We start from the raw sequence: 26,457 nt of genomic DNA on the forward strand, positions 1-26,457 counted from the left end.
CCTGTTTTTCTCCTCCTTGAATATTAGTATTCCAATGGAACGATTGGTTCTTTCTTTGTCGTAGACATGATCATCATCGTTTGAAAAGTTTTCACCACGGAGATCTTACTGATCTTATCCATAATCAAACGCTCGTAGGCTTTGATGTCATTCACATACACCTTTAACAGAAAATCTGCTTGTCCGGTTACATGGTGACATTCTGTGATCTCTTTGATTTGATTCACTTCATCCAGAAAAATCTGAATCGTGTTGTTCTTATGAAAATCCAATTGAACCTGGATGAAAGTTTTTATTCCTAAACCTAGCTTCTCTTCATCTACCAAGGCATGATAACTTTTTATGAAACCCGACATTTCCAGTTTACGTACCCTTTCTAAGGTAGGTGCCGGAGAAAGTCCGATTTCCTGGGATAAAAGAAGGTTGGTAATCCTACCGTTTTCTTGTAATAGTTTCAGTATTTTAAAGTCTGTTTTATCTAATTCTGCTGCCATCTGTGTTTAAAATATGATCAAAGGTAGACTACCAACGTAAAATCACCAAATTTTATTCTACAAATCGTACAAATAATTGTAGTTTATTTCTCTTTAATTTTTTAGATTTGTCTAAACATTTAGTTAGATACACAAAAATGCAATCATTCACAGAAGAGAACTACCTGAAAATCATCTATCATTTATCGCAGAACAATGAAGGGTCAGTACAGACCAATGCGATTGCTGAAAAAATGCAGACCAGGGCTGCTTCCGTAACCGATATGCTGAGAAAACTTTCAGAAAAGGAATTAATCCTCTATAAAAAATATCAGGGTGCACATTTAACTCCTGCCGGCCGACAAACCGCGATCAATGTGATCAGGAAACACCGCCTTTGGGAAGTGTTTTTAGTGGAAAAATTAAATTTTAAATGGGATGAAGTTCATGACATTGCGGAAGAGCTCGAGCACATCAATTCTCAGGAACTGGTGGAGCGGCTCGATGAATTCCTAGCTTTCCCAAAAAATGATCCCCATGGTGATCCGATTCCTGACAAAAACGGAAATTTCGATTTCGTTCCATTTATAAAGCTCAGTAAGCTTAAAAAAGATGATCGGGGCCTGATTATGGGTGTCAGTGAACATTCTTCTGCTTTTTTAAAGCACCTAGAGAAATTGGGCCTTACCCTTGGAAAATCGTTAACCATTAGTACCATCAATCAATTTGATGGATCCGTAGAAATTACTGTAGAAGAAAAGAAAATAAGTGTCACCAGAGAAATAGCCAAGCACATACTCATCAGGATCTAAAAATGAAGCATTCCGAATCTCTAAGCGAAGTAAATCAAAGTGTAGACACCAGCAAGCGCAAAGGCTGGCGTCGTATTTTATCATTCATCGGCCCTGCATATTTAGTGAGTGTCGGTTACATGGATCCTGGAAACTGGGCCACAGACATTGCCGGAGGTAGTAAATTCGGATACCAGCTGATCTGGATCCTGTTAATGTCCAATCTGATTGCCCTGCTCCTGCAATCTTTAAGTGCCAGATTGGGAATCGTTAGAGGACTGGATTTAGCTCAGGCCTCAAGAAATGCCTACCCTAAATGGATTAACATTCCCTTATTTGGTCTTGCGCAAACCGCGATTATTGCCTGTGACCTCGCGGAAATCATCGGTATGGCCATTGGTTTACAGCTATTATTCGGACTGCCTTTAATCTGGGGAATCAGTGTGACTATCCTTGATACCGTGCTGCTGCTATTTCTGATGAATAAAGGCATGCGTAAAATGGAGGCCTTTATCGTGTCGATGGTATTTATTGTAGGTCTCTCTTTTCTGGTGGAGATGTTTATTGTAGAACCGAATCTAAAAGAAATCGTTAAGGGACTTGAACCTTCTGTGTTATCAGGTGAAGCATTATATATTGCCATCGGGATTATTGGAGCGACAGTAATGCCCCACAACCTCTATCTTCACTCTTCTCTGGTGCAGACCAGGAAGTTTGAGCGTGACGAGAAAGGCATTAAAGAAGCCATCAAATTCAATTTCATCGATACTGCAGTCGCCCTAAATCTGGCATTTTTTGTCAACGCAGCAATCTTGATCCTTGCCGCAGCAGCTTTCTATAAAAACGGCTTACATGAGGTTGCGGAGATCCAGGATGCCCACAGATTATTGCAAAACATCTTTGGAGATGTGGCCCCTGCATTATTTGCCATTGCTTTAATTGCTGCCGGGCAAAGCTCGACAGTAACCGGTACCCTTGCAGGCCAAATCGTGATGGAAGGCCATTTAAAGCTGAGAATCCAGCCTTGGCTGCGTCGTTTAATTACCCGTTTACTTGCGATTATTCCTGCTTTCTTTACCATCTTAATTCTCGGCGACAATGCTTTAGGTGGATTATTGATTTTGAGTCAGGTGGTATTGAGTTTACAGCTGGGCTTTGCGGTGATTCCATTGATTCATTTCACTTCGGATAAAAAAACGATGAAAAGCTTCGCCATCAAGCCATGGGTAAAAGTCCTGGCCTGGATCAGCTCCATCCTTATTGTGGCACTAAATGTGAAACTCGTAATAGAAGAAATTAGCAGCTGGACCAGCGACAATCACAGTTGGTACTTATATGTATTGGTTATTCCTGCAGCCATCCTGATCGGCTTATTGTTATTATATGTCTTCATTTACCCACTCCTGAATAGGGCAAAGGAAGAACAGCACAATGTACCACATGGCGATGCTTTGGATATTGAAGAGGTGGAGAAAATCAATTACTTACGCATCGGCATCACTGTTGATTTCTCAAAGAATGACCGGAACACCATTCGCCACGCCCTGATTCAAGGCGGAAAAAAGGCGGATTACTACCTGATTCATGTTGTGGAAACGGCTGTTGCCAGGTATCATGGTAAAGCAGCGCTGGACGCTGAAACATTAAGTGATGCAGAAAACCTGGAGAAATACCGTGCAAATTTAAAAGCGCTGGGTTATAAATCTACCGCTCACATTGGCTACGGAGGAACTGTGAACGCTATTGTAGACATCAGTAAACAAAACGACCTGGAATTATTAGTAATGGGCGCGCATGGCCACCAAGGTTTAAAAGACCTGATTTTAGGAACTACAGTGAACTCTGTGAGACATAAAGTAACTATTCCCGTATTAATTGTCCGATAAAATTCAGAAATCCCTATTTCTTTCGGATATTAGCGGTATTCTTATAAAATCCGGCATAGAATAAATCTCTGCCGGGCTTTGTGAAAATTGATACAAATGAAGAACGATATTCAAATTAAAAATAAAAGAGCTTACTTCGATTACCATATTGTAGAGGAATTTAATGCCGGATTAGCCCTGTTGGGTACTGAGATTAAAGCCATCAGACAAGGTAAAGCGAATATGTCCGATGCCTTCTGCATGTTCATAGGTGATGTTCTTTATGTTAGAAACTTACATATTTCCGAATATAGCCACAGCTCTTTCCACCATCACGATATCAAACGTGACCGGGTTTTACTGCTCCATAAGAAAGAACTTAAGAAGTTAAAATTCAGAAGCGAAGAAAAAGGTTATACCATTGTCCCTTTGAGGATTTACACCAACGACAGAGGGTATGCAAAAATTCAGATTGCTTTGGCTCAGGGTAAAAAGGAATTCGACAAAAGAGACAGTATTAAAGACAGAGAATCCAAAAGAGAAATGGATCGTGCAATGAAAGAATAAAAGCCTGGATGTTCACCTACCAGGCCTGATCTCCTACTAAAGGTACAAAACGGAAGGTATCCAGTTCAATCCTATCGTAATCTGTTTCACTGACGCGGATTACGGTGACCATTTTCTGGGTATTTTCATCACCCACAGGGATCACCAGAATACCACCTATTTTCAGTTGCTTCAATAGCGTTTCAGGAACCCATGGTGCTCCTGCAGTCACAATAATTTTGTCGTAAGGCGCGTGCTCCACAATACCCTTAGAGCCATCGCCAAAGAAAAAATGGGCATTATATCCCATGCCTGGCAAAACGCGAATGGTATGGCGGTAAATGCTTTCCTGACGTTCAATCGTATACACATTGGCCCCAAGCTCCATTAGCACACAAGTTTGATAACCCGAACCTGTTCCGATTTCCAATACCTGATCTCCCTTTTTAATGTGGAGCAGTTCACTTTGATAAGCTACGGTATAAGGCTGTGAAATGGTTTGTCCATCGCCAATAGGGAAAGCAATATCTTTATAAGCCTGATTCCAAAAAGTTTCATCAAAGAAAAAATGACGGGGTACTTTCCCAATGGCGTCCAGCACCCTTTTATCGGTGATGCCTCTACCCTCAAGATGAGTAACCAATCTCTTTCTCGCTCCACGCTCCCTGTAATTATCTACAAACTTATATGCCATTACCCAAAAATAGCTTTTTGAAAGCTAATGCGAACACATAATCGGCAGCAAAATTATAATCCTCACAGTATCAATCGCAATAAAACTAGTAAGGGTCTACATCTACCTGAACAATTGCTCCACGGTAGTCCTTTTCTGCCTGAAATTGCAAAATAACGTCTTTTAATATCGATTTCACTTTAGTGATGGCCGTATTTTTATCCGTTTTAATAATGATTTGTTTGATATAATAATTTCTGATTCTGCCCACCATCGGCTGCTCTGGTCCGAGTACACGGCTTCCCAAATGTCCTTTTAAAACATTCGCGAATTTCTGCGCCGCAACATTCAGCAGGTTCATGTCCTTATGTTTAATATTGACAAAAATAACCCTGGTAAATGGCGGATATTGAAACTCTCTTCTCTCACGGATTTCATCCGTATACATTTCCTGGTATTTATTATCAATTACCTGAGTAATGATCCGGTGTTTATCATCATAAGCCTGAATGATTACCTTTCCTTGCTTGTCTCGTCTTCCAGCTCTACCGGCTACTTGTGCCAGCAATTGATAACTTCTTTCGAAGGCCCTGAAATCCGGATAGTTCAACAAAGTATCGGCATTGATCACCCCAATAAGGGTTACATTGTCAAAATCCAGTCCTTTAGCAACCATTTGTGTACCAATCAGGATATCAGTTTTCTTTTCTTGGAAATCGGAAATGATTTGCTGCAGTCCATTTTTTGTTCTGGTGCTGTCTACATCCAACCTCGCAATTTTCGCTTCCGGGAAGATCAGCGTCAGCTCCTCTTCCACCCTTTCCGTTCCAAAACCTTTTTGTTCGATATGCACAGAACCACAAGCAGGGCAGACATTGATACTGTTCTGATGGTAGCCGCAATAGTGACAATGTAACTTACCACTCGTTTTATGGTAGGTTAAACTCACATCACAGCTCACACATTTTGGGGCATAACCGCATGTTGCGCAAATCAGGATTGTGGCATAACCGCGTCTGTTCTGGAACAGGATCACCTGCTCTTTTAACTTCAAAGTATTTTCAATTTCTTCCACCAGCTGACTGGAGAAATAAGAAATCATCTTTTTCTTTTTCGTCTCTTCTGAAATGCTGATTACCTCCTGAATAGGTAAGGCTACCCCACCAAATCGTTCAGACATCGTAACTAATCCATATTTTTGGTGCAGCGCATTGAAATAGCTTTCAATAGATGGCGTTGCCGATCCCAAAACTACTTTTGCTTTATGTAACCAGGCCAGATACACTGCTGCATCTCTTGCCTGATAACGTGGTGCAGGTTCCTGCTGTTTATAAGAAGATTCATGCTCCTCATCAATTACGATCAGTTTTAAGTTCTGGAAAGGTAAAAATACTGCAGATCTTGCGCCTAAAACGATCCGATACTGACCATTGATCACTTTATTCCAGATTTCTACCCTTTCATTATTATTGAATTTAGAGTGATACACGCCAATCGCATCTCCAAAATAACGCTGAATCCGCTCTACAATTTGAGTAGTCAAGGCAATTTCCGGCAGGAGGAATAAAACTTGTCCGCCGTTTTCAATTGCTTTTTCAATCAACCTGATGTATACCTGCGTTTTTCCGGAAGCAGTAACCCCATGCAACAGCACCACATCTTTCTTTTCAAATTCCGTTTCAATTTGCGTCAAGGCAAGCTGCTGGCTTTCACTCAACTCAAAATTCAGCACAAAATCTTCATCCTGTTCTTTGAGTCTGCTCACCGGCTTCTTCTCTATGACAAAAACTTCTTTATCCATCAACGTTTTTAGCGCTGCAGGACCGCAATCGCTCTCTTCCTGCAGTTGTGCCTTCGGAATTGAACTTTGCTGTCTGGAGAGCTTTAAATAAGTCAGCAGCGCATTTAGTTGCTTTGGAGCACGCTCTAAAACAGCAAACAATTCTTTCAAATTCTCTTCATCCTGATAAAAGGGATGAAGGGTAACAAAAGATTTTAACAGCGGTTTATACTTCTCAATTACCTCTTCGGCAATATAAACCATCTCTTTATCCAGTAAAGTATTGATGATCGGATACACAGTTTTCTGACCTAATAAGGCGGATACCTGGTCTATGGTCAACCGACCATGCACTTTTAAAGCATTAACCAGTGTTTCTTGTTTAAGATTAAGTACTTCACCATCCTGAGGAAATTCTTCTTTCAGCACGATGATGGTTTCACTGGCCAGTTTCAGTCCTGCAGGCAATGCTGCCGACATCACTTCTCCTTCATTACAAAGGTAATAGCTCGTCATCCATTCCCAGAACTCCAGCTGTAAAGCCGTAATGACCGGGTGTTCATCCACCACATCGATGATGTATTTGGCCTGATAAATTTCCGGAGCCTGCCGACTGATACTTTTAATCAGCGCCGTATAAATTTTACTCTTCCCAAACTGAACCACCACACGCTTTCCTACAGCGATCTGATCATTCAGCTCAAAAGGCACTCTATAGATATAATTCTTCGCCAATGACAAGGGCAAGATCACTTCGATAAACAGCGTTTCACGTTCTTCGAATTCCAGCTGAACAGCACTCATCCTTACTTATTATTTGAAGCGGCGAAGAACAAACTTCCCCATCCAAGAATAAACAGCAAGCCACCAATTGGTGTAATCGGCCCTAAAACAGCGCCAAACCCAATGTGGGTAAGCTCTCTGGTGGCCAGTAGATATAGAGATCCTGAAAACAGGATAATTCCGAAAGTAAAGAAATAATAAGCCAGCTTAAGCAGCTTTGGCTGGTTCATACTCAGCAGAGAAAGAAACAATAAAGCAAAAGTATGATAAAACTGATATTCCACTCCTTTGCTCCATATTTCCAGGGCTTCCGGGCTAACCTGGCTTTTTAAACCATGGGCACCAAAGGCACCTAATACGACTGCTGTTAATCCAAATAGAGAGGCGGTTAAAATAATAGGTCTCTTGCTCATAAAATCGGCTTTTTTAATCTTCCAAAATTAAGAAACTTGGTTGCATTTTCTTAGTAATCCCAACTTATTAAATTAAATTTGTAAGGACAGCAATGAAAAAGATCCTACTCAGCATCATCGTACTCCTAACTGCCATTGTAACCATGGCCTATCTCTATTTTTCTAAATTAAATACCGCACATGCAGAGTCCGACCTCAGCCTCTATGCCGCGGTCAGTGAATCCGGATTTATCTTCTCTTTTGAGCAAGATAGAAGTGTGCTGGACCTGTTAAAAGAACAAGACAGTTTCGAGGAAATCATGGGCGCGGAGAAATTCAAAGCCCTGCAAGCTTTAAAAAAAGGCGTACTTTCCTCCCCTGTTTTAAACGCCTTGACACAAAAGCAAATGGTCTATCTGGCCATCCTTCCCGGACAGGGAAAAGAGCTGGATTTCATCCTCAGTACGCAGAGCGATAAAGACATCAGCAAAATACAGCTGTTTCAGGCTTTAAAAACAGCAGCTATTCAGGTAGACACCGCAGCGAATCAGACCAAACTGACCTTGGCCGACAGCAGTGTTTTTTACCTGGGCATCAAAGATCATTTGATCCTGCTCTCCAATCGCCCAGGGCCTATCAAAAAGATATTGACTAAAACTTATGATAAAAAAGACGAATCTTTTGTAGACTACATTAAATCGGGCAGTAAATTGGCTAAAAACAGCCTGGCCCAGCTTTATGTAAATTTCAATCGGATTCCCGCATTACTTAAGCCGATCGTTCCGGGCAAATTGAATGGCGAACTTGCGATCCTGGCTCATCAGGATGCTTTTGCCCTTTTAACCTATAATTACAGCAAAGAAAGGGTTCTTTTCACCGGAACTACCCAGATCAACAGCTCAGATAGTTATTACCTGTTATTTGCGGAGGAGAATCCTCAAAAAATGAGCATCCAAAATATTTTGCCGGAACGCACGGCTAATTATAGCATTTATGCCCTGGATAAATACGAGCCATGGATTAAAAAGCTGGACCATTGGTTTAAGGAACATAAGGAAGATCAAAAAAGAGCAAAACTGGCAGAGGCCATTAATCAGAAATACCACTTAAACCTGGATTTGCTGTTTCCGAAATACTTTCAAAATCAAATGATGACTTTTCAATTGAGTACCGGAGAAAAACTTGGCGCCATTAACCTGAGTAATGGTGATAAATTAGATCAGCTGCTGATTGATTTAAGTGAAGATTATTCCGAAGACCTGAAATTGTTTAAAGAGCAAGATTTGCTGTACACTTATTTCGGGCTTCCTTTTCAGTCCTTCAAAAAACCATATTACCTGATCATCGACAATTACCTGGTTTTTTCCAATAATGCAGCCACCTTACAATCTTTTCTAAGCGATTACAGAGCGAATAAATTGCTGATCAATACGCAGGCCTTTATCCATGTGAACAACCAATTGCCAAATAATTCCAATCTTAATTTCTACATAGACCAACGGAATTCCCGGAATTTATTGGCAAAAAATATTTATCTGCCATTTTTCAACCAACTAAACACCGAAAAAGCATTAAAAGACTATGAGTCTTTTGTGTATCAGTTGACTGGAGATCACGGAAAATTCCAAACCAATCTACTTATTAATAAAATTATAACGACAGAAAAAGATTTCTAATATTCTCATAATAAATCAGTAATAATCATCAAGTTTGTCAAGCAAATAACAATATATGTTAAAAAAGACGCTCTCTATTTGTTTCCTGTTACTATTCGCCCATCAAATAAAGGCGCAGCAATATGGTCTTTTCAATACGAAAACACTTTATGACGGCTTTGAAAACCCTGCTCAGAAGGTATTTACGCTGGATTCGTCCAGACAATACGCTTCGAATTTTTTCTTGCCATATCTGGGCCTGAACGCCGCAAGTAAAGGCAATTCCGACTATATACGGAGGCTCATTACAGAGGGTTCCAGCAATTCCAAGGACATTCCATTAGGTGGCGGGCTCAATACTGTTTATCAGCAAAGCAATGCCTATCTCCTGACCTTGAAAATATTCAATTCCTATAAATACCAAAAAGAGCTAGGCTTTTCCTGGCAGGTCAGGACCGATGCGCTGGCAAAATACACCAATGAAACATTAATCATCATTGACGATCCTGATCGGCTTACTAACCAGTCTTTTAGAGATGGCATCTTTAATGACAAGGGCTATGCGCAGAGTTATCATCAATTCAGTGTCACTTACCGGGAAAACTATACCAAAAGACTGGCCTTTGGTGCTAAACTAAGTCTTTTGAGCGGAACCAGTTACAACAAACTCAACATCAGGGAATCTGGAATAGAGAAAGATGGGCCAGCAGGCACCGCTCATGCCATTTTCAAAGGTGCTTACCGCAGTACTTTCATAGATGTAGATGAACTGAGCAGTAATACCTTTATGCCTACTTTTAGAAACCCGGGTGCTTCGATCAGTTTAGGTACTTCTTACCAAAGTAAAAGCGGGTATTTCCTGATGGGAAATTTAAAAGACCTTGGCTTTATCAGGTGGAACAGTCAATCGTATTATAAAAATGTAAACGCAAAAATCCTGCTGGACGGCAGCCCTGGGGAAGAACAAAGCGTCAAAAACGGAATTACAAATGCGCTGACAAAAAACGCCGATACGGGTGGTTTTTACTCCGCTACCAATGCAAAAATAGATTTTATGGTTTCCAAAAGTTTTGGGGTATGGACGCCTGCTTTTATTGTGTCTAAGCACCTGTTTTTCGAAGGCGGCGATGCAGTGATGGTCAATAAATTTAAGTACAATGGCTTCTCTGTAACAGCCAGTCCTACTTACAATTTCCACAATTTATTTTACCTGGGACTTCAAACCATGTATCAAACCCCCAATTTTGAAGTATTTCTGGGTTCAGACGACTTGCTGAAAACGACCAGTCAAGCACAGGGCCTCCTCAAAAAAGACGCCAGCATTGGCAAAGGTTATAACGGTGCTTCGGTATACCTTGGCGTTGGAATAAAGTTCGGTAATTATGTAGAACACCCACAAAACAGCAGTACAATGCCGGGTATTGGAGAAGAATCACCTGGATTATTCAAACGCATTTTCGGCATCTTCTCTAAGAAGTAACTTGTTTCACTTTTCCCGGAAAATACTAATTCTATTTTTTCTTGGGTGTAGTGAACACGAAATCCTTTAGATAGAAAGGCTCAAAATAGGCTACATCTTCAAACTTACCTTGTGTATAAGCCTGCATGGCCAGATGGCTCATGTTACCTGCCGAGTTATAATTGGCAGTAGAAAAATGCGCATTTTCATGTGTTAATGTCTCTGCGCATTTTGCGGCACCATCACCTATAAAGGTAACCTGGTTTGCCGTTAATAAGCTTTCAAAGCTTTTCTCATCAATAATTTTCGCTTCTACAGGGGATACGTAATCCAGTTGCGCATCAAAAACTGCAGTGAACACTTCCATTCTTCTGGCATCTATCATAGAGCAGATCAATCCTTCATGATCCGGCTCGGCTTTCAAAAAACCTTCTGCCATCATCTGCAAAGTATCGATTCCGATCAAAGGTTTGTCTAATGCAAAGCATAATCCTTTCGCCGTAGATACGCCAATTCTCAATCCGGTATAAGAACCAGGTCCTTTACTTACTGCAATGGCATCCAGCGCTGAGAACTTTAACCCTGCGGTATCCATCACCGATTGGATGAATAAAGTAAGGCTTCCCGCATGTATATTACTGGCCATTTCTTCTTTCAGTGCGATGGTTTTGCCATCCTGAGAGATAGCAGCAGAACAAACTTGTGTAGCGGTTTCGATTTGAAGTATGGTAATCATCGGGTCAATATAATTATTCAGGATTAAGGAACAGGATCATGGCCATGTGCGCCCCAGGGGTGACAACGGCCAATCCGCTTCAAAGTTAACCATCCTCCTTTAAAAGGGCCGTGTTTTTTTATCGCTTCTATTCCATATTGGGAGCAGGTTGGCGTAAACCGACAATTGGCACCCAATAACGGCGATATAAACCATTGATATAGCTTAATCAGTCCTAAAAAGAACCAACCGATCACCAGTTTAATTGCCTTGATCATTTTTGATGTTGCCGATTAACCTTTTCAAAGCAGCTTCCATTTTCTTCTCTAAGAAAGAGAACTCATAGATCTTCTTCCCTACATATTGAATAGAAAAGATCAACAGCTTTTCTGAATCTTCTAAAGACGGATAAAGCGCTATGTTCTTTTGCAGACGGTACACCTCACGAATCCTCCGCTTGATCAAATTCCTGTCGACCGCCCTTTTGAAGCGTTTCTTTGGGGCATTGATCACTACCTGAGCAGGGAAACTATGCGGTACATCTACAAAATGATAGGAAATGCGGAATGGGTATAATAAAAAAGAAGAACCGTCTTTAAATAGCAGATCTAAAAGTTTTCTACTACATAACCGTTCTTCTTTATTAAATGTGTTCATGTTTTTGATCGCAAATTTGCAGATATTGTGATCTGCTAACACTTATTGTGCTGCAATCAAAAATTATGCTTTGTGACGACGTTCGTCAGAAACTGATAGCTTACTTCTTCCTTTTGCACGACGAGAAGCTAATACTCTTCTACCGTTTGCTGTAGCCATTCTTTCGCGGAAGCCGTGTTTGTTTCTTCTCTTTCTTTGCGAAGGTTGGAATGTTCTTTTCATAACTGTATTATATCTTAGACTATTTTTTTAAATAAGAGGTGCAAATATAGCTTGATTTTATTTTAATTGCAAATAGAATTCAAGGTAGTTTTCATTTTTCCTTAAAATCTTACAAGCCAAGCGCTGCTTTAAGCTTAATATAGCCCGTTTTACTTACCGGAAGCCATATATCAGATTTTAAAAGAACAATATAACTGTCCTTTTCTTTCAGTTCTATTTTTGTCACCTGGGCCAAATTTATGATATATGATCGATGAATACGAATAAATTGTGAAGATTCTAACGTTTGCTCAAAAAAGCTCATCGTCTTATTCTTATGAAAAGCACCTTCAGTGGTGCTTAACTTCACATAATCATCGTCTGCTTCGAGGTAATGAATATCTGCAACGGCGATGATTTTTATGATGCCATTCTTCTTAACTACTACCCTATTCTGCTGCGCGGGATTCAATGCGGCCGAATCCAGTAGCTCCCGACTGTACTGCTCCGTCTGATTTAAACGGGCAGGTAATTTTTGTATCGCCAGGTCAAACCGGCTTTTTTCTATCGGCTTCAGCAGATAATCTACTGCATTCACTTCAAAAGCTTTAATCGCATACTCATCAAATGCGGTGGTAAAGATGACTGCTGGATGCTGTTCTACCAGCTCCAGCATTTCGAAACCATTGATCTTGGGCATTTGGATGTCCAGGAAAATAAAGTCCGGCTGGTGCTGTGTAATCGCTTTAATCCCCTCAAAGCCGTCACTGCATTCTGCCACTACCTCAATATCGGGAAAGCTGCTCAGATAATGCTTTACTACATCCCTCGCCAGGGATTCATCATCTATTAAAATCGTTCTCATCATTGGTTCTGAGGTATTTTTAAGGTTGTGCTATATATATTGTCTTTTGTTGCGCTGGTTTGGAGCAATTGCTCATCCCCAAACAACAAGTATAACCTGCGCTTTATGGCTGATAATCCGAATCCAGTGCCGCCTGTGGCCTTCATTTCCGGATCAAAAGGGTTCTGCACGGTCACTACCAGCCTGTTATTTTCTACTTTTACGAAGATAGAAATCGTAATGGCAGCAGCAGTATTGTACAAACCAAATTTAATGGCATTTTCTACAATCGGCTGTAACAGTGTACCTGGCAGACATAAATCTAAGGTTTCTTCTTCAACATTTACATCAATATTTAAGCGGTGACTAAAACGTACTTTTTCAATATCGAGGTACAGCTGAATGTATTCCATTTCTTCCGCTACTTTTATCCAGATATCATCGTCTCTTTTCAGATTCCCTCTTAAAAAAGAGGCCAGTTTCATGATCATCGTTCCTGCTTCTGTGGGATTCATAATCGTTAACGCATATACAGAATTAAGACTATTGAAAAGAAAGTGAGGCTGCAGCTGGTGGCGTAATTTGTTTAATTCTGCTTCTTTACTAAGGTTTTGGGCAGTAAGCAGGCGTTCCTGCGTGGCCGATTGTTCTTCTAATCGATACCATAAAATATTGGCTACTGCACACCAGGCGAGAAAAACAAAGACGATAATGAACCTTAGAATCAGCGAAAGCTGTAAAAAACTCCGGTACGTTAGCGCATTGGCAAACAAATAAGATAGGGATACATTGCTGATGAAAGTAATCAGTCCGGCCAGGATCAGGGTAATCACCAGCACAAACAAAATTGTTTCATTTTTTGGCTGGTAATAGCCCAGCATATTGCTTAAAATCATGCAGGCAAGTGCCAGCAAGCCATTTGTGACGAGGCTATCAGCAGCCGACATATACCAGCTAAAGTTTAAAGTATAATAGAAAAGCAGGACAAATATCGAGGTCCAGGCTAAAAAAATAACCAGGGCATATCGTTTAATGTTCTTATTGGCTAGCGGTCTGTTGGTCAAAATACAAGGAATTTAATTGGTGTTTGATGGTACATTTAAAAATTCCGAATCTCCACGCCGCCGAATAAGGCCAGTCCGGTAATCTTAATGATCTTTGTTCCCCCATCCGAAAGAACAACAGGACCTCTTTTGTCTTCTATCCCGCCAAAAATCGCCACCACTTCCGACTTCACTACCCAACTGGAAGGTATAATGATTTTAACGCCTCCAAAAATAGCTACAATCTCCAGCACAATTGCCCCTTCAAAATCTGCCTGCGTTAAATTCACATTGCAGCCTCCAAAAACAGCGATCATCTCTCCTCCTTTAAAATTTTTGGAATACACATGCTGATCTGTTCCACCAAAAACACATACCGCCGCGATCACATCATTTTCATCTACCCAGCCTGCTTTATCCTTTTCCGGTTCTGCTACATTGAGATCTTCCGCCGCAGTAAAATCTGGTGAATCTTTAAAAGCTGACGGACCTGCAAAAGTGCTATCTGTAAAATTAACTGGTTTCTTTTTCCATTTCGGACTATTGATGCGACTGGATTTAGGCCTGAAGATCAGGTAAAGTCCCATGATGATAAAGGCCATCGCAAAAAAATATTTAGACATATTGGCGTCAGTAACGCGCTGCAGTGTAAAAAATGCCCCTACTAATACCATGGCCAGCCAGCCACCCCCCTGAAAATTCTTTTTATAGCCAATCAACAAGCCAATCGCCAGCAGGATGGTATGCCAGCTCAATACCCAATATGGGAGCTGAACGCCTACATTTCTCAACAAGAAGACCAATCCAAAAACTAAAAGAAACAGCCCGGCCCAGGTGCTGTTATTTTTTTTACCATCATTCCACTTTTCCATCGTGCTCAATTTATTCGTTTAATCTATGTGTATTCTACTCAAATGTAACAGATCAATGCCCATTTAAAAATCCAAATTACCCCGGATGATGATAATGGTCGGTAAAGCCCCATTTTTTATCGGTAAAAATTATTCGTTAATTTGGAATAATTCTAATTAACGAACAGACAAGCAAAAACTATGAAAAAAATACTCGCTACACTGATTTGCATTTTGCCTTTATTATCCATTGCACAAGTGCCAATCGCACATTACAAAATTTATGATGTAAAAAAACAAAAGCTCATCCAGCTGGAGGAGATCCTCAGCAATATGAAGAATGTGGATGTATTATTTTTCGGCGAAGAACACAACGACGCTATTGCTCATCAGTTAGAACTTGAGCTTTATCAAAAAATGAGCAGCAGCTTCCCAAAAACAGTATTGAGCTTAGAAATGTTCCATAACGACGTTCAGCCGGTAATGGATGAATACCTATTGGGCTTGATTTCTGAGAAGAACTTTGTCAAAGAAGCTAGAGTCTGGAAGAATTACGACGACTATAAACCGATGATTGAATATGCTAAAGCCTATCATTTACCAGTAATCGCGGCCAACGCTGCCACCCGATACAGCAATGCAGTAAGTAAATCCGGCTTATCCATCCTGGATCAATTCCCAAAAAATTCAAGTCCTTTTCTTCCTCCCCTGCCTGTAGACACGGCAACGGGAAAATATTATGAGAAATTTATAGCCATGCTAGGCGGTCATGGCATGGGTACGATGAAAATCTACCAGACACAAAATCTTTGGGATGCCACCATGTCCTGGTCTATTGCCAAATATTTGAAAAGTAATAAAGGGACAAAAGTTTTCCAGGTAAACGGCCGTTTCCATAGTGACGAAAAATTAGGTACCCTGGCAAAATTGAAAACTTTGCTGCCGAAATTGAAAATCGCCAATATCTCCTGTTTTTCAGGCGAGGATTTTATTTCTCCCGACTGGGAGAAATACAGCAGTCTCGGCGACTATATCTTATTAACTGATCCTGCGGTTAAAAGAACCTTTTAAATCAAATTTTACAGTCCAAAAAGGCATCTATAATGCTCGGGAAGAGACCTGTTTTTCTGGGGGGTTCGGAGGGGGTTCGGTTAGGGTTGCTTTAGTAAACATTGCAGACCCCCTACGGCAACCCTAACCGAACCCCCTCCGAACCCTACAATAAGTCCGACCTCTTCCCGACCAGTGTCCGACTACCATTCAGTAAAAATTAGCTCAGGAATTTTCACAATAATCCCTCACTGAAAAACCCCTTAAATTGAAGAAAAACTCATTCAATCTAAGGGGTTTAAATTTTATAAAAAACAGTTTATTTGTTTCTCAGCAAATCGCGGATCTCTGTAAGTAATACTTGATCTTGTGTTGGTGCAGGAGCTGCAGCTGGAACTTCTTCTTGCTTTCTTTTCATTTTATTGATGGCTTTTACCATTAAGAAAATGATCATTGCAAGAATTAGGAAATTGATCACCTCTGTTGCAAAGTTTCCCCAGGCAAACACAGGACCTATTTTCCTGGCATCTTCCAGAGAAGCAGTAGGATTAGTCGCTACAAATTCTCTCACCTTCGCACTCAGCGGGACATAAAAATTGACAAATCCCTTATCACCAATCAGCAAACTGATTGGAGGCATAATCAAGTCATTGACCAGGGAGGTCACAATCTTGCCAAAAGCGCCCCCAATAATTACGCCGACAGCCAGGTCAATCACATTGCCTTTGACTGCAAATTCCTTAAATTCTTTTACAAAACTCATAAGTAGTATTAGCTTTTGATGTTAAACGTCCTAATAAAAGTAGGAAAATATTTTCAAAACCTGCATCTATTCTTGCTATTCAGCGATAATTCATTTTTTTCCTGCTTAAGACTCAGTACCTAACAGCGCTTTAATCCCAATTGTTTGCCAAAATAATAGCGGCCAAAATGGAGGATAGTAAAAAATGTTTTAAGAAAACCGGATTTCGAAAAAGCCTTTATTCTTGCTAAATACACAATAATACTTTGTCTTGATAGTTTATATGTAAACCAAATTCGTATTTTTGGAACGGGTACACATAATACCGCTTTGATAAAACATGCTTAAACAACATCTACAACAAAAATTACTTCAAAAGCTCTCCCCTCAGCAAATTCAATTTATTAAATTGCTGCAAGTACCTACTGTTGCATTAGATACCAGAATTAAGGAAGAATTGGAGGAAAATCCAGCGCTTGAAGATCCCAGCTTAATGATCGCTGAGGAGCCTAAAAGCGAGTATGATGATTTAAATGATACGCCGGATGATTTTGATCCAAGTGCGAAGGAAGAAAACACAGATGAATTTAACGTAGATGATTATTTACAGGACGATAATGTAAACGACTATAGCACCTCTTATAATAATGAGGATGATGAAGAGAAAAAAGAAACTCCAATTGCGATTGAAAGTACTTTTTTTGAGAGTTTACAGGAACAGCTGGACCTGGTTCCATTATCTGATCAGGATTTCATCATAGGAAAGCAGATCATTGGTAGTTTAGACGACGACGGTTATTTGCGGAGGCCGATTACCTCTATGATCGATGACCTTGCCTTCTCACAGAATGCGATGGTAGAAGAAGAGGATGTATTAGAAATGCTGAAGGTCATTCAAAGTTTCGATCCTCCGGGAATTGCTGCCAGAGATTTACAAGAGTGCCTTACCTTACAATTAAAGCGTAAAGACCCTTCAAATCCGATCATTCAAAAAGCCATTATCATCGTAGAAAACTACCTGGATGAGTTTACCAGGAAACACTATGATAAACTTGAAAAGGCTTTAGGACTGAATAGTGAAGACCTGAAAGAGATCATTGCAGAAATCCTGCGCTTAAACCCTAAACCTGGGGATTCCAATCAAGTGACCACGAAACAGCTGCAGGTGATTCCTGATTTTCATGTGAGCAATAATGATGGCACCTTGATTTTGACGTTAAATTCAAAAAATGCGCCTGAACTGAGGGTAAGCCGATCCTATATCGACATGTTTGATCATTATGATAAAGCAGCACAAAAAGATAAGAAATTAAAAGAGGCTGTTCAGTTCGTGAAACAGAAGCTGGATTCTGCAAAATGGTTTATTGATGCCATTAAGCAAAGACAGCAGACCTTGCTGAAAACAATGAACGCCATCATGCAGTACCAATATGAGTACCTGCTCACCGGCGACGAGCGCAAAATGCGTCCAATGATCTTAAAAGACATTGCCGATAAAATCGACATGGACATCTCTACGGTTTCCAGGGTAGCAAACTCAAAATATGTACAAACGGAATTCGGAACTTTTCTCTTGAAATCTTTCTTCTCTGAAGCCATCCAAACGGAAAGCGGCGAAGAAGTATCGAATAAAGAGGTGAAAAAAATCCTGGAAGACTGTATTGGAAATGAGGACAAACGCAAGCCATTGGCAGACGAGAAACTTACAGAAATCCTAAAAGAACAAGGCTATAATATTGCCAGAAGAACGGTTGCAAAATACAGGGAGCAAATGAATATCCCGGTAGCACGTTTAAGAAAAGAGCTGTAAAATACAAATGGGGACTATAAATCAGTCCCCATTCTCAATAAGTTTTCCAGTTTTTCATTGGCTACCAATAAGCTGGCGGTCAGATCTCTATTGTCTTTTCTCAAAGTATAAAGCTCAAATGCTTTCTCAATATTGATCCTCAAATCATCTTCCATCCAAGGTTTTTGAATGTATCGGTACACCTGCCCTTTATTAATGGCATCGATAACCGCATTAATGTCTGCATAACCTGTAAGTAAAATTCTTATCGGATCAGGAAAATCAGGGATAATAGATTCTAAAAACTCAATTCCAGTAGTGACCGGCATTCTTTGATCCGTAACAATCACATGGATATCCTCAGATTCTAAAACTTTTCTACCTTCAATTGCAGAATTTGCAATGAAAATATTGAATTTACGTCGGAAACTTGCTTTGAAAGCATTGAGGTTGTGAACTTCATCATCAACATAGAGAACGTTTACGGAAGTATCGGAGTTCATAGAATTTTTGCCTTTTTTTGTTAAATATATTTCAATTATTATGAACAAAAAAACTATTTAAAGATAAAAATTAATTGAGGTTTTATTCTTAAATAATTACACAAATTGGTATTAAAATATCATTAGAAGGCCATTCATTAAAGAAATCATCAAATTTTCATAAAGTACTTTTTCGGATCTATAGCAATATGAAATTGATATAGATCCGAAATTCTGGTCCTAATATTTAGGATAAGAGACTTTGACGGAATAAAAATTCCAGCTGCTGATTCACGATCAGTAACTTTTCCGTCAGCTCCCGGTTTTCTTTTCTTAACGAATAGATTTCAAAAGCTTTTTCAATATTGATCCGCAGATCTTCTGCCATCCAGGGCTTCTGGATGTACTTGTAAACTTGTCCTTTGTTGATGGCGTCAATTACAGCGTTAATATCAGCGTAACCTGTGAGCAATATTCTGATCGGTTCAGGAAAATCAGGAATAATAGATTCCAGGAATTCAATCCCCGTCATAACAGGCATCCGCTGATCGGTAATGATCACATGGATTAATTGCTTTTCCAAAACCTTTCTCCCCTCCTCTGCAGACTCAGCGGTAAAGACATTAAACATTCTTCTAAATCCAGCTTTAAAAGAGTTCAGATTGTGAGCTTCATCGTCTATGTACAGGACATTTATGGATGCGTTAGAATTCATCTTATGAATTTAATATAATTTTTTTAAATATATTGCTTTTATAAGGTTCAATGAAGTAATTTGGTTGAAATTTTACAACAATAGAATATTTCAATTCTATTGTTTGGGACAATAATCAAGGGAATAGAGCTCATTATTAGTGGGTAACGCGTTAATTAAAATTAACACCTCCATAATAATAAAAATTATACTTTCATTATCACGGTTAAAAGTATAATTTTAATAGAATTTTTGTAATGATTAAAGGGTATATCTCATAGAACAAATGCAATTAGATAAAGAATTACGTCAACTTAAAAAAGAGCTAGCTTCGCAAACCAAAAAGTATAGTGAAATCTATACTCCATTATTTTTTAGAATTCTAAATCCAGAAGATCAATCTTCGCTATTGAATTTGCTAAAAGAAAAACCACATATCCAGGTTTTTGACAGCATTACAAATCAACTTACTGACCTGGTTAAAGGCTTAAATCCAACCTTGGTGCTGAGTAAAGATCAAATCGACGAACTTATAGTAAAACGTTTGAATGGTCAGGACGCAGATACTTATGGAGTTTGGGTCTATTATCCTTGGATTGAGAAATTGGTTCATGTCCTTGACAAGGAAGAATTTATCCTGGTTCGGACCAATAGAAACAAGCATAAAATCACGCAGCAGGAGCAAGACCAGCTGATGGAGAAAAAAATTGGCGTGATTGGTCTTTCTGTGGGGCAATCTGTTTCCTTGACCCTGGCTATTGAGCGTGGCTGCGGTGAATTACGCATTGCAGATTTTGACCACCTGGACCTGACCAACCTCAACCGCATTCGCAGTGGGGTTCAAAATGTAGATTTAAGAAAGACGGTCATTGTGGCCAGAGAAATTGCGGAAATTGACCCTTTCCTGAAAGTAACCTGTTTCCATGAAGGAATTACGGAAGAAAATATTGAAAGCTTTTTAACTGAAAACGGAAAATTAGATCTTTTAATCGACGAGTGTGACGGCATCGACATTAAAATCCTTTGCAGAGTAAAGGCGAAAGCCCATCAGATTCCAGTATTAATGGAAGCCAGTGATAGAGGTACCATAGATATTGAGCGTTTCGATCTGGAACCAAACCGTCCGATTTTACATGGATATATAGAGCACCTGGACATTTCGAAAGTCAAACACCTTAAAACCAACGAAGAGAAAATACCTTATATATTACCAATTGCAGGCGTGGAAACCTTATCCACCAGGATGAAGGCTTCGATGATTGAAATCCAGCAAACCATCACTTCATGGCCACAGCTGGCCAGTGCCGTTACTTACGGCGGTGGAATCACAGCTGATTTGTCGAGGAGAATACTCCTTTCAGAACTTTCTGTTTCAGGTCGTTTCTTTGTAGACATCGAAGAAATCATCGCGGATCCCGTAAAAGAAAATACCAATACTGAAATCCTGAAGCCTGCAAAGGGAATTTCCTTTCCGGAAATGGAGGTACTGGCTGCGCAGTTAAAAATTGAAAAAGCAGAAAACGCGGTTGAATTAGACGGCGAACAACTGGACGAACTCATACATACTGCACAAAGAGGCAGTTCTGCAGGCAACAATCAACCTTGGAAATGGTTGTACAAAGACGGTGCACTACTTCTTTTCCATGATACTGAACGCTCCTTCTCTTTCGCAAATCATAAGAACATCATCGCCTATGTCGGTTTCGGATTAACCCTGGAGAGCATCCGGTTGAAAGCAGAAACGCTTCAGCTTCAGGTGATAGAACAGCTTTTTCCTGACCCTCAAATCCCTGAGTTAATTGCTGTACTGCAATTTTCAAAGGCAGCAGTAGGACATCAAAAAGACGGTCTGGCCGATTTTACAAGCATTAGAAATACCAATAGAAATCAGCCTAAAGTGATCAAAGCCATCCCTGCTGAGACCTTAGCCGAGATCAAAGCAGAAACAGAGCAGGTAGCAGGCGCGAAAATTTATTTCATTGAAGATCCTGCGGCCATCCAAAAGGTAGCAAATATCATGGGCGAATCGGATAAACTCCGTTTGTATACCCCTACCGGACACCATGAGTTATTTAACCTGGAATTGAGGTTTACCAAAGAAGAAAGTGAAAGAACCGGCGATGGATTAGATCTGGAATCTTTTGGTCTGACAGCTGGAGAAGCCATTGGGATGAGAATTGCAAAAGACCCAAAGGTACTGGACTTGCTGAAACACTGGAAAATGGGTACAGGATTGGAACGCCTCTCGAAAAAATCCGGTCTGGCTTCCTCCGCAATTGCCCTGGTCACCATGCCTAATTATACTTCAGACGATTTCATCAAAGGAGGAAAAGCAGTAGAAAGGATGTGGTTAACCGCCAATCGTGCTGGAATTTCCCTTCATCCGATGACAGCGAGCATTTTACACTTTAACATTTTAAAATACGGAGATGGACTGAATCAGGATTTTTATCTTAAAGACAAGTTTTCTGAATTAAATGAGATTTTCTACAATTGCTTTCCAACAGTAGATGAGCAGGAAGTGAGCGTTTTTCTATGTAGATTATTCTATGCAGAAGCAGAAGGAACTCCTTCTAAACGTTTACCAATAGAAAAAATATTCATAGCTAATTTAACCCAATAAATGGTAAAGTTCACCGCATTTAAGGCGACAGATAATGAGGCTTTATGTCATAAATTTATAGATGGCCATCGAAAGGTATTGGAAATCTACGGCATCACCATGATTACCTCGGCGAAACATGCCTGGATGCAGCATGAAAACACTTATGTGATCCTGGTAGAATCTACAGAAGATGGACGGGCATTGGGCGGTGCCCGCATTCAGATTGCTGATGAAGATTTACCACTCCCAATAGAAGACGCAATCGGAAAACTGGATCCTAAAATATTTGATCAGTTAAAAGAAAGAAAATTACTAAAAACCGGCGAACTTTGCGGCCTGTGGAACTCCAGGGAAATTGCAGGATTTGGAATTGGCAGTATCTTTTTAATCCGCGCTTCTGTGGCATTGGCTTACACACTTGGACTGCATAGTTTATTTGCTTTATGTGCGCCGGCTACCGTTAGAGGAGGTAAAAGAACAGGGTTTGATGTGAATATTGATGTTGGTAACAATGGTCAATTTTACTATCCCAAACTTGATCTGATTGCAACAGCAGTAATTATTGACAACCTTAGAACCCTGGAAAAAGCCGAGCCTACCATTAGAGAACTGGTTTTTGACCTCATTGAAAATCCTGTACAGGTACGATCAGAAACCGGCCCTAAAGGAGAAGTAGACATCATGTACGATTTAAAGTTTAACAGATAATGCAGTACCTAAATAGTTTAAAGCAGCTTCCGCAATTATTTTGTTTGGTGATGCTTTTTTTGCTGGGGTTCGGTCCTGCAAATGCACAATTGATTCAGCTAAACAGCGCAGCTACCGCGCCAATTAACATCAGCGACCAGGTTTCCACCTATGAAGATTCTTCTGGAAACCTTTCTCTGGAGGAAATCATTAAAAATGGTAAATTCGTTGCCAATCACCATAAAATTGCCAATTTCGGACTCACAAAATCCACAATCTGGATCAAGTTCAACGTGGCAGACATTCAAAATTCAACCGATTTTTTCCTTCAATTGAAAAGTCCGAATCTAGATAAAGTTGCATTTTATTATCAGGAACATGGACAATATAAAGAGATTAAATCAGGAAATGAGGTTTCGATTCACCATCGTGATGTGGTGCATCAGGACCCAATTTTTAGGCTGAGAACAAGTACAGATACCACAACGTATTACCTTAAAGTTTCTTCATCCAGTCCGGTTACACTCCCATTATTTATAGGTTCTTATACCTCAATTATGGAGGGCTTGAGCCTGGAAAGTAATGTTTTCAGCTTATATATTGGCCTCATCATCACCATGTTTTTATATAATATCTTTATATACTTCACGGTAAGAGACCGGAGCTACCTGTTTTATGTGGTTTATATTTTTAGCGTTGGCTTTACACAGCTTTCCTTACAGGGCTATGCTTTCTCCTTACTTTGGGGCGATAACTTGAATTTAAACAATCAGGGATTGATATTCTCCATTGTTTTCGTGGGTATCACCTCGATTCTCTTTACTAAAGAATTCCTGCACGTTAAATATTTCTATCCTAAGGTCAATCGTTACCTGAACATCCTGATCCTGTTTTACCTGCTTTGCTTTGCCATTAGTCTGGCTGGCTATCCTGTAGAAGCACAAATGGCTTTACAGCTGCTCACTATCATCGCATCCATATCAGTTATTGTTACAGGTATATTAATATATAGAAAAAAATATCGTCCAGCATTATACTTTACAATTTCATGGTCTTGCTTCCTAATTGGGGTAATAATATTTATCATGAAGGATATTGGTGTACTTTCTTATACTTTCTTAACGAATAATGCGATCCTGATTGGCTCTGGTTTAGAGGCTGTATTGCTATCTTTTGCACTTGCCGACAAGATCAACATCTTCAAGAAAGAGAAAGAAGAATCACAATCAGAAGCTTTGAGAATCCTGACTGAGAATGAAAAACTGGTACGTGAACAAAATGTCCTATTGGAAATTAAAGTAAAGGAAAGAACAGAAGCACTGGAAAACATCAACACCAGCTTAAACGATGCTTTATCTAACCTGAAAGAGACACAGTCTCAATTGGTAGATTCAGAGAAAATGGCTTCTTTAGGTCAGCTGACTGCCGGTATTGCACATGAGATCAACAATCCAATCAATTTTGTGACTTCCAATATCAAACCGCTTCAGATGGATATTGACGATCTGAATCAGCTGATTGATATGTATGAAAACGTTGATCCAACACAGGACCTCAATCCGCAGCTCAGCGAAATTGAAAATTTTAAAAGGTCTATTGACCTGGATTTCGTTAGAGAAGAGATTAAATCCCTGCTTTCAGGAATTGGTGAAGGTGCAACACGTACGGCAGAAATTATCAGAAGTCTTAAAAATTTCAGCAGACTGGATGAAAATGACACCAAGCCTGTCGACCTGAATGAAGGTCTGGATTCTACCCTTGTGTTATTGAGAAGTACATTTCCTGGAAATCTACAGATTGTCAAGAGTTATGGTACCCTGCCAAAAGTAGAATGTATGCCCGGAAAAATCAACCAGGTATTTATGAACCTGATCAGCAATGCCATCCAGGCAATTAAAGGAAAAGAAGTATCAAATACAGAGGAGCAATTGAGCATCAGCACCTGGCAAGAAGGAGAAGAAGTGAAAATCAGTATTAAGGATTCAGGATCAGGAATGACTGAAGAAGTCAAACAAAAGATTTTTGAACCGTTTTTTACGACTAAAGATGTTGGAGAAGGCACCGGATTAGGCTTATCCATCGTATTTAGGATCATTGAAAACCATCGTGGCCACATAGATGTTGTGACAAAAGTAAATCAAGGTACAGAATTTATTATTACCTTACCCGTAATCTCACGATAATAAACTTTATTATGAATGCCACAACTATACGTGTTCTGTATATTGATGATGAAGAAAATAACTTGCTCGCTTTCAAAGCAAGTTTTAGGCGACAGTATGAAATTTACACTGCCCTTTCTGCCGACGAAGGATTAAAAATCCTTGAGAACGTTGCAGTACAAGTGATTATTGCGGATCAGAAGATGCCGAATATTACAGGTGTGGAGTTTTTCAAAAACATCAAAAATACGTTTCCAGATCCTACCAGAATTTTATTGACTGGTTATACCGATATTGAGGCCTTGGCTGATGCGATCAATCATGGCGATATTTACCGGTATATTACCAAACCATGGAATGATCTGGAGCTGCACAACTCTATCAAAAATGCGTATGATGCTTATAAATCTAAAATAGACCTGAGAAATAAAGTCGCAGAATTAGAAAAAACCAATGATGAATTGAATCGCTTTATTTATAGTATTTCTCACGAATTACGGGCACCATTGGTTTCTACTATGGGAATTGTAAACCTGGTGAAAATGGAAGGCCTATTTAATTCTAGCGGTGAGTACTGGGGATTGATAGAAACCTGCTCCAACAGATTAGATTATTACATTCAGAAAACGCTGCAGTACTATAAAAACAACAAGACGGTTTCGGAACATACCGAAATTAACTTCAAAAAACTGGTTGCCGATCTGATTGAGCTCTATGCTTATACAGACAAAGACATGAAGTTCAATGTGAACATCATTCAGGATGAGTTGTTTTTTGGAGATGCCTTCCGCATTGAAGTGATCTTAGGAAACTTGATTTCCAATGCGATCAAGTATCAGAAAGAAACAGAACTGAACAAGCATGTAAATATTTCGGTGGAGGTTCAGCCAACTCAGGTGCACATTAGCATCAATGACAACGGTATGGGCATTCTAAACGAGCACTTAGAAAAGATATTCTTACAATTCTTTAAAAGTAAAATCAACCATGGAAGCGGCCTGGGCCTTTTCATTGTGAAAGAAGCGCTCAATAAAATCAACGGAAAGATTACAGTAAGTTCGAATGCTATAGAAGGTACCACCTTTAAAATCACAATTCCAAATGTTAAATAAGGTAAGAAAGGTTATGTTAATTGATGACAATGAAGTTGACTTGAAAATCAATTCCAAGATCATCACCATCACTAAATTATTTGATGAAATTATTCTTTGCCAATCTGGTGAAGAGGCGTTGAACTACCTCAGCAGGAACAAAAATGAAGAGGATAAGATTCCTGATTTCATTCTGCTGGACATTCAGATGCCGGAGATGGATGGTTTTGAGTTCCTGGAAATTTATAAAGGGCTCCCAAAGTCAATCACAGAGAAATGTGTGGTAGCGATACTCTCCTCCACATTGGATTTTGGAGACATCAAAAAAGCGGAAGCGAATCCACATGTGGTGAAGTTGTTCCGAAAACCATTGTTTCCGAAAGAACTGGAAGAAGAATTAAATAAACACTTATAAAATGAAAAGCGC

General features: G+C 39.7%; 26 protein-coding genes. 12 read left to right on the top strand and 14 right to left on the bottom strand.

The genetic code is table 11. From position 1 onward, the window contains the following. Nucleotides 1-23: 23 nt before the first annotated feature. Complete coding sequence (locus H9X96_RS01795; protein WP_048906633.1) at nt 24-494, bottom strand: Lrp/AsnC family transcriptional regulator; 471 nt, start codon at nt 492-494, stop codon at nt 24-26. A gap of 137 nt (nt 495-631) precedes the next feature. Here H9X96_RS01795 and H9X96_RS01800 point away from each other — a divergent pair, with 137 nt between their 5' ends. The 3 genes from H9X96_RS01800 (at nt 632) to smpB (ending at nt 3,696) form a co-directional block, all read left to right on the top strand. Then, nucleotides 632-1,285, top strand: coding sequence for a metal-dependent transcriptional regulator (locus tag H9X96_RS01800; protein ID WP_187664626.1), 654 nt, complete (start codon nt 632-634; stop codon nt 1,283-1,285). 2 nt (nt 1,286-1,287) lie between these two features. Next, entirely contained in the window at nt 1,288-3,150 is a 1,863-nt protein-coding gene (locus tag H9X96_RS01805; RefSeq protein ID WP_187664627.1) for an Nramp family divalent metal transporter, read from the top strand. Nucleotides 3,151-3,246: 96 nt separating this feature from the next. Next, nucleotides 3,247-3,696 (top strand): SsrA-binding protein SmpB, encoded by a 450-nt coding sequence (gene smpB / locus H9X96_RS01810; protein WP_182961031.1) that lies wholly within the window; start codon nt 3,247-3,249, stop codon nt 3,694-3,696. A gap of 16 nt (nt 3,697-3,712) precedes the next feature. Here the strand turns inward: smpB and H9X96_RS01815 are convergent, their stop codons facing one another. The 3 genes from H9X96_RS01815 to H9X96_RS01825 all read right to left on the bottom strand — a co-directional run bounded on the left by H9X96_RS01815 (nt 3,713) and on the right by H9X96_RS01825 (nt 7,324). Then, entirely contained in the window at nt 3,713-4,369 is a 657-nt protein-coding gene (locus H9X96_RS01815; protein WP_187664628.1) for a protein-L-isoaspartate(D-aspartate) O-methyltransferase, read from the bottom strand. An 85-nt stretch (nt 4,370-4,454) separates the two neighbouring features. Then, nucleotides 4,455-6,932, bottom strand: coding sequence for a primosomal protein N' (gene priA, locus H9X96_RS01820; RefSeq protein ID WP_187664629.1), 2,478 nt, complete (start codon nt 6,930-6,932; stop codon nt 4,455-4,457). Between the two features lie 2 nt (nt 6,933-6,934). Continuing rightward, nucleotides 6,935-7,324 carry a DUF423 domain-containing protein gene (locus tag H9X96_RS01825; RefSeq protein WP_187664630.1) on the bottom strand — a complete coding sequence of 130 codons (390 nt, stop codon included), beginning with the start codon at nt 7,322-7,324 and terminating at the stop codon, nt 6,935-6,937. Nucleotides 7,325-7,416: 92 nt separating this feature from the next. Between H9X96_RS01825 and H9X96_RS01830 the strand changes: the two genes are divergently transcribed. Further along, the gene (locus H9X96_RS01830) at nt 7,417-8,979 is read left to right on the top strand and encodes a hypothetical protein (protein WP_187664631.1); all 1,563 of its coding nucleotides are present in this window, start codon (nt 7,417-7,419) and stop codon (nt 8,977-8,979) included. Nucleotides 8,980-9,034: 55 nt separating this feature from the next. Next, nucleotides 9,035-10,438: a DUF5723 family protein gene (locus tag H9X96_RS01835; RefSeq protein ID WP_187664632.1), complete on the top strand. Its 1,404-nt coding sequence runs from the start codon at nt 9,035-9,037 to the stop codon at nt 10,436-10,438. 31 nt (nt 10,439-10,469) lie between these two features. Here the strand turns inward: H9X96_RS01835 and tsaB are convergent, their stop codons facing one another. The 7 genes from tsaB to H9X96_RS01870 all read right to left on the bottom strand — a co-directional run bounded on the left by tsaB (nt 10,470) and on the right by H9X96_RS01870 (nt 14,749). Further along, on the bottom strand, nt 10,470-11,153 hold the full coding sequence (tsaB, locus tag H9X96_RS01840) for a tRNA (adenosine(37)-N6)-threonylcarbamoyltransferase complex dimerization subunit type 1 TsaB (protein ID WP_187664633.1): 684 nt from the start codon (nt 11,151-11,153) through the stop codon (nt 10,470-10,472). A 23-nt stretch (nt 11,154-11,176) separates the two neighbouring features. Next, entirely contained in the window at nt 11,177-11,410 is a 234-nt protein-coding gene (yidD, locus tag H9X96_RS01845; RefSeq protein WP_187664634.1) for a membrane protein insertion efficiency factor YidD, read from the bottom strand. Next, a complete protein-coding gene (locus H9X96_RS01850; protein WP_187664635.1) occupies nt 11,394-11,789 on the bottom strand; it encodes a ribonuclease P protein component in 396 nt (131 codons plus the stop codon). Before H9X96_RS01850 ends, yidD begins: the two co-directional genes overlap by 17 nt. A 63-nt stretch (nt 11,790-11,852) precedes the next feature. Continuing rightward, on the bottom strand, nt 11,853-12,011 hold the full coding sequence (rpmH, locus tag H9X96_RS01855) for a 50S ribosomal protein L34 (protein WP_073232865.1): 159 nt from the start codon (nt 12,009-12,011) through the stop codon (nt 11,853-11,855). 109 nt (nt 12,012-12,120) lie between these two features. Beyond that, the gene (locus tag H9X96_RS01860; RefSeq protein WP_187664636.1) at nt 12,121-12,858 is read right to left on the bottom strand and encodes a LytTR family DNA-binding domain-containing protein; all 738 of its coding nucleotides are present in this window, start codon (nt 12,856-12,858) and stop codon (nt 12,121-12,123) included. Beyond that, nucleotides 12,855-13,898 carry a sensor histidine kinase gene (locus H9X96_RS01865; protein WP_255430949.1) on the bottom strand — a complete coding sequence of 348 codons (1,044 nt, stop codon included), beginning with the start codon at nt 13,896-13,898 and terminating at the stop codon, nt 12,855-12,857. Before H9X96_RS01865 ends, H9X96_RS01860 begins: the two co-directional genes overlap by 4 nt. Nucleotides 13,899-13,933: 35 nt before the next feature. Beyond that, nucleotides 13,934-14,749 carry a LiaF domain-containing protein gene (locus H9X96_RS01870; protein WP_187664637.1) on the bottom strand — a complete coding sequence of 272 codons (816 nt, stop codon included), beginning with the start codon at nt 14,747-14,749 and terminating at the stop codon, nt 13,934-13,936. A 180-nt stretch (nt 14,750-14,929) separates the two neighbouring features. Between H9X96_RS01870 and H9X96_RS01875 the strand changes: the two genes are divergently transcribed. After that, entirely contained in the window at nt 14,930-15,799 is an 870-nt protein-coding gene (locus tag H9X96_RS01875) for a ChaN family lipoprotein (protein ID WP_187664638.1), read from the top strand. Between the two features lie 298 nt (nt 15,800-16,097). Here H9X96_RS01875 and mscL read toward each other — a convergent pair whose 3' ends face one another. Further along, the gene (gene mscL, locus H9X96_RS01880; protein WP_062549750.1) at nt 16,098-16,541 is read right to left on the bottom strand and encodes a large conductance mechanosensitive channel protein MscL; all 444 of its coding nucleotides are present in this window, start codon (nt 16,539-16,541) and stop codon (nt 16,098-16,100) included. Between the two features lie 319 nt (nt 16,542-16,860). Here mscL and rpoN point away from each other — a divergent pair, with 319 nt between their 5' ends. Continuing rightward, the gene (gene rpoN, locus H9X96_RS01885) at nt 16,861-18,330 is read left to right on the top strand and encodes an RNA polymerase factor sigma-54 (RefSeq protein WP_187664639.1); all 1,470 of its coding nucleotides are present in this window, start codon (nt 16,861-16,863) and stop codon (nt 18,328-18,330) included. A gap of 14 nt (nt 18,331-18,344) precedes the next feature. Here rpoN and H9X96_RS01890 read toward each other — a convergent pair whose 3' ends face one another. Next, nucleotides 18,345-18,812 carry a response regulator gene (locus tag H9X96_RS01890; RefSeq protein ID WP_062549752.1) on the bottom strand — a complete coding sequence of 156 codons (468 nt, stop codon included), beginning with the start codon at nt 18,810-18,812 and terminating at the stop codon, nt 18,345-18,347. A gap of 226 nt (nt 18,813-19,038) precedes the next feature. Next, the gene (locus H9X96_RS01895) at nt 19,039-19,506 is read right to left on the bottom strand and encodes a response regulator (protein WP_062549753.1); all 468 of its coding nucleotides are present in this window, start codon (nt 19,504-19,506) and stop codon (nt 19,039-19,041) included. Between the two features lie 265 nt (nt 19,507-19,771). Here H9X96_RS01895 and H9X96_RS01900 point away from each other — a divergent pair, with 265 nt between their 5' ends. The 5 genes from H9X96_RS01900 to H9X96_RS01920 are packed head-to-tail and all read left to right on the top strand — an operon-like array spanning nt 19,772 to nt 26,445. Beyond that, complete coding sequence (locus H9X96_RS01900; protein WP_187664640.1) at nt 19,772-22,108, top strand: Rv1355c family protein; 2,337 nt, start codon at nt 19,772-19,774, stop codon at nt 22,106-22,108. After that, nucleotides 22,109-22,798, top strand: coding sequence for a hypothetical protein (locus H9X96_RS01905; protein WP_187664641.1), 690 nt, complete (start codon nt 22,109-22,111; stop codon nt 22,796-22,798). It begins immediately after the preceding gene. Further along, nucleotides 22,798-24,960: a 7TM diverse intracellular signaling domain-containing protein gene (locus H9X96_RS01910; RefSeq protein WP_187664642.1), complete on the top strand. Its 2,163-nt coding sequence runs from the start codon at nt 22,798-22,800 to the stop codon at nt 24,958-24,960. The genes H9X96_RS01905 and H9X96_RS01910 overlap by 1 nt, the downstream gene beginning before the upstream one ends. Before the next feature lie 11 nt (nt 24,961-24,971). Continuing rightward, the gene (locus H9X96_RS01915) at nt 24,972-26,051 is read left to right on the top strand and encodes a hybrid sensor histidine kinase/response regulator (protein ID WP_187664643.1); all 1,080 of its coding nucleotides are present in this window, start codon (nt 24,972-24,974) and stop codon (nt 26,049-26,051) included. Beyond that, nucleotides 26,041-26,445 (top strand): response regulator, encoded by a 405-nt coding sequence (locus H9X96_RS01920; RefSeq protein ID WP_187664644.1) that lies wholly within the window; start codon nt 26,041-26,043, stop codon nt 26,443-26,445. Before H9X96_RS01915 ends, H9X96_RS01920 begins: the two co-directional genes overlap by 11 nt. The last annotated feature ends 12 nt before the right edge of the window (nt 26,446-26,457 follow it).

This window comes from Pedobacter sp. N36a (genome assembly GCF_014472395.1).
Taxonomy (GTDB): domain Bacteria; phylum Bacteroidota; class Bacteroidia; order Sphingobacteriales; family Sphingobacteriaceae; genus Pedobacter.

Coding starts and splice junctions, on each gene's coding strand:
- H9X96_RS01800 (WP_187664626.1), top strand. CDS start 632: ATGCAATCATTCACAGAAGAGAACTACCTGAAAATCATCTATCATTTA.
- priA (WP_187664629.1), bottom strand. CDS start 6,932: ATGAGTGCTGTTCAGCTGGAATTCGAAGAACGTGAAACGCTGTTTATC.
- H9X96_RS01815 (WP_187664628.1), bottom strand. CDS start 4,369: ATGGCATATAAGTTTGTAGATAATTACAGGGAGCGTGGAGCGAGAAAG.
- yidD (WP_187664634.1), bottom strand. CDS start 11,410: ATGATCAAGGCAATTAAACTGGTGATCGGTTGGTTCTTTTTAGGACTG.
- smpB (WP_182961031.1), top strand. CDS start 3,247: ATGAAGAACGATATTCAAATTAAAAATAAAAGAGCTTACTTCGATTAC.
- H9X96_RS01850 (WP_187664635.1), bottom strand. CDS start 11,789: ATGAACACATTTAATAAAGAAGAACGGTTATGTAGTAGAAAACTTTTA.
- H9X96_RS01905 (WP_187664641.1), top strand. CDS start 22,109: ATGGTAAAGTTCACCGCATTTAAGGCGACAGATAATGAGGCTTTATGT.
- H9X96_RS01875 (WP_187664638.1), top strand. CDS start 14,930: ATGAAAAAAATACTCGCTACACTGATTTGCATTTTGCCTTTATTATCC.
- tsaB (WP_187664633.1), bottom strand. CDS start 11,153: ATGATTACCATACTTCAAATCGAAACCGCTACACAAGTTTGTTCTGCT.
- H9X96_RS01900 (WP_187664640.1), top strand. CDS start 19,772: ATGCAATTAGATAAAGAATTACGTCAACTTAAAAAAGAGCTAGCTTCG.
- rpoN (WP_187664639.1), top strand. CDS start 16,861: ATGCTTAAACAACATCTACAACAAAAATTACTTCAAAAGCTCTCCCCT.
- H9X96_RS01910 (WP_187664642.1), top strand. CDS start 22,798: ATGCAGTACCTAAATAGTTTAAAGCAGCTTCCGCAATTATTTTGTTTG.
- H9X96_RS01870 (WP_187664637.1), bottom strand. CDS start 14,749: ATGGAAAAGTGGAATGATGGTAAAAAAAATAACAGCACCTGGGCCGGG.
- H9X96_RS01915 (WP_187664643.1), top strand. CDS start 24,972: ATGAATGCCACAACTATACGTGTTCTGTATATTGATGATGAAGAAAAT.
- H9X96_RS01860 (WP_187664636.1), bottom strand. CDS start 12,858: ATGATGAGAACGATTTTAATAGATGATGAATCCCTGGCGAGGGATGTA.
- H9X96_RS01835 (WP_187664632.1), top strand. CDS start 9,035: ATGTTAAAAAAGACGCTCTCTATTTGTTTCCTGTTACTATTCGCCCAT.
- H9X96_RS01920 (WP_187664644.1), top strand. CDS start 26,041: ATGTTAAATAAGGTAAGAAAGGTTATGTTAATTGATGACAATGAAGTT.
- H9X96_RS01825 (WP_187664630.1), bottom strand. CDS start 7,324: ATGAGCAAGAGACCTATTATTTTAACCGCCTCTCTATTTGGATTAACA.
- H9X96_RS01830 (WP_187664631.1), top strand. CDS start 7,417: ATGAAAAAGATCCTACTCAGCATCATCGTACTCCTAACTGCCATTGTA.
- H9X96_RS01890 (WP_062549752.1), bottom strand. CDS start 18,812: ATGAACTCCGATACTTCCGTAAACGTTCTCTATGTTGATGATGAAGTT.
- mscL (WP_062549750.1), bottom strand. CDS start 16,541: ATGAGTTTTGTAAAAGAATTTAAGGAATTTGCAGTCAAAGGCAATGTG.
- H9X96_RS01895 (WP_062549753.1), bottom strand. CDS start 19,506: ATGAATTCTAACGCATCCATAAATGTCCTGTACATAGACGATGAAGCT.
- rpmH (WP_073232865.1), bottom strand. CDS start 12,011: ATGAAAAGAACATTCCAACCTTCGCAAAGAAAGAGAAGAAACAAACAC.
- H9X96_RS01805 (WP_187664627.1), top strand. CDS start 1,288: ATGAAGCATTCCGAATCTCTAAGCGAAGTAAATCAAAGTGTAGACACC.
- H9X96_RS01795 (WP_048906633.1), bottom strand. CDS start 494: ATGGCAGCAGAATTAGATAAAACAGACTTTAAAATACTGAAACTATTA.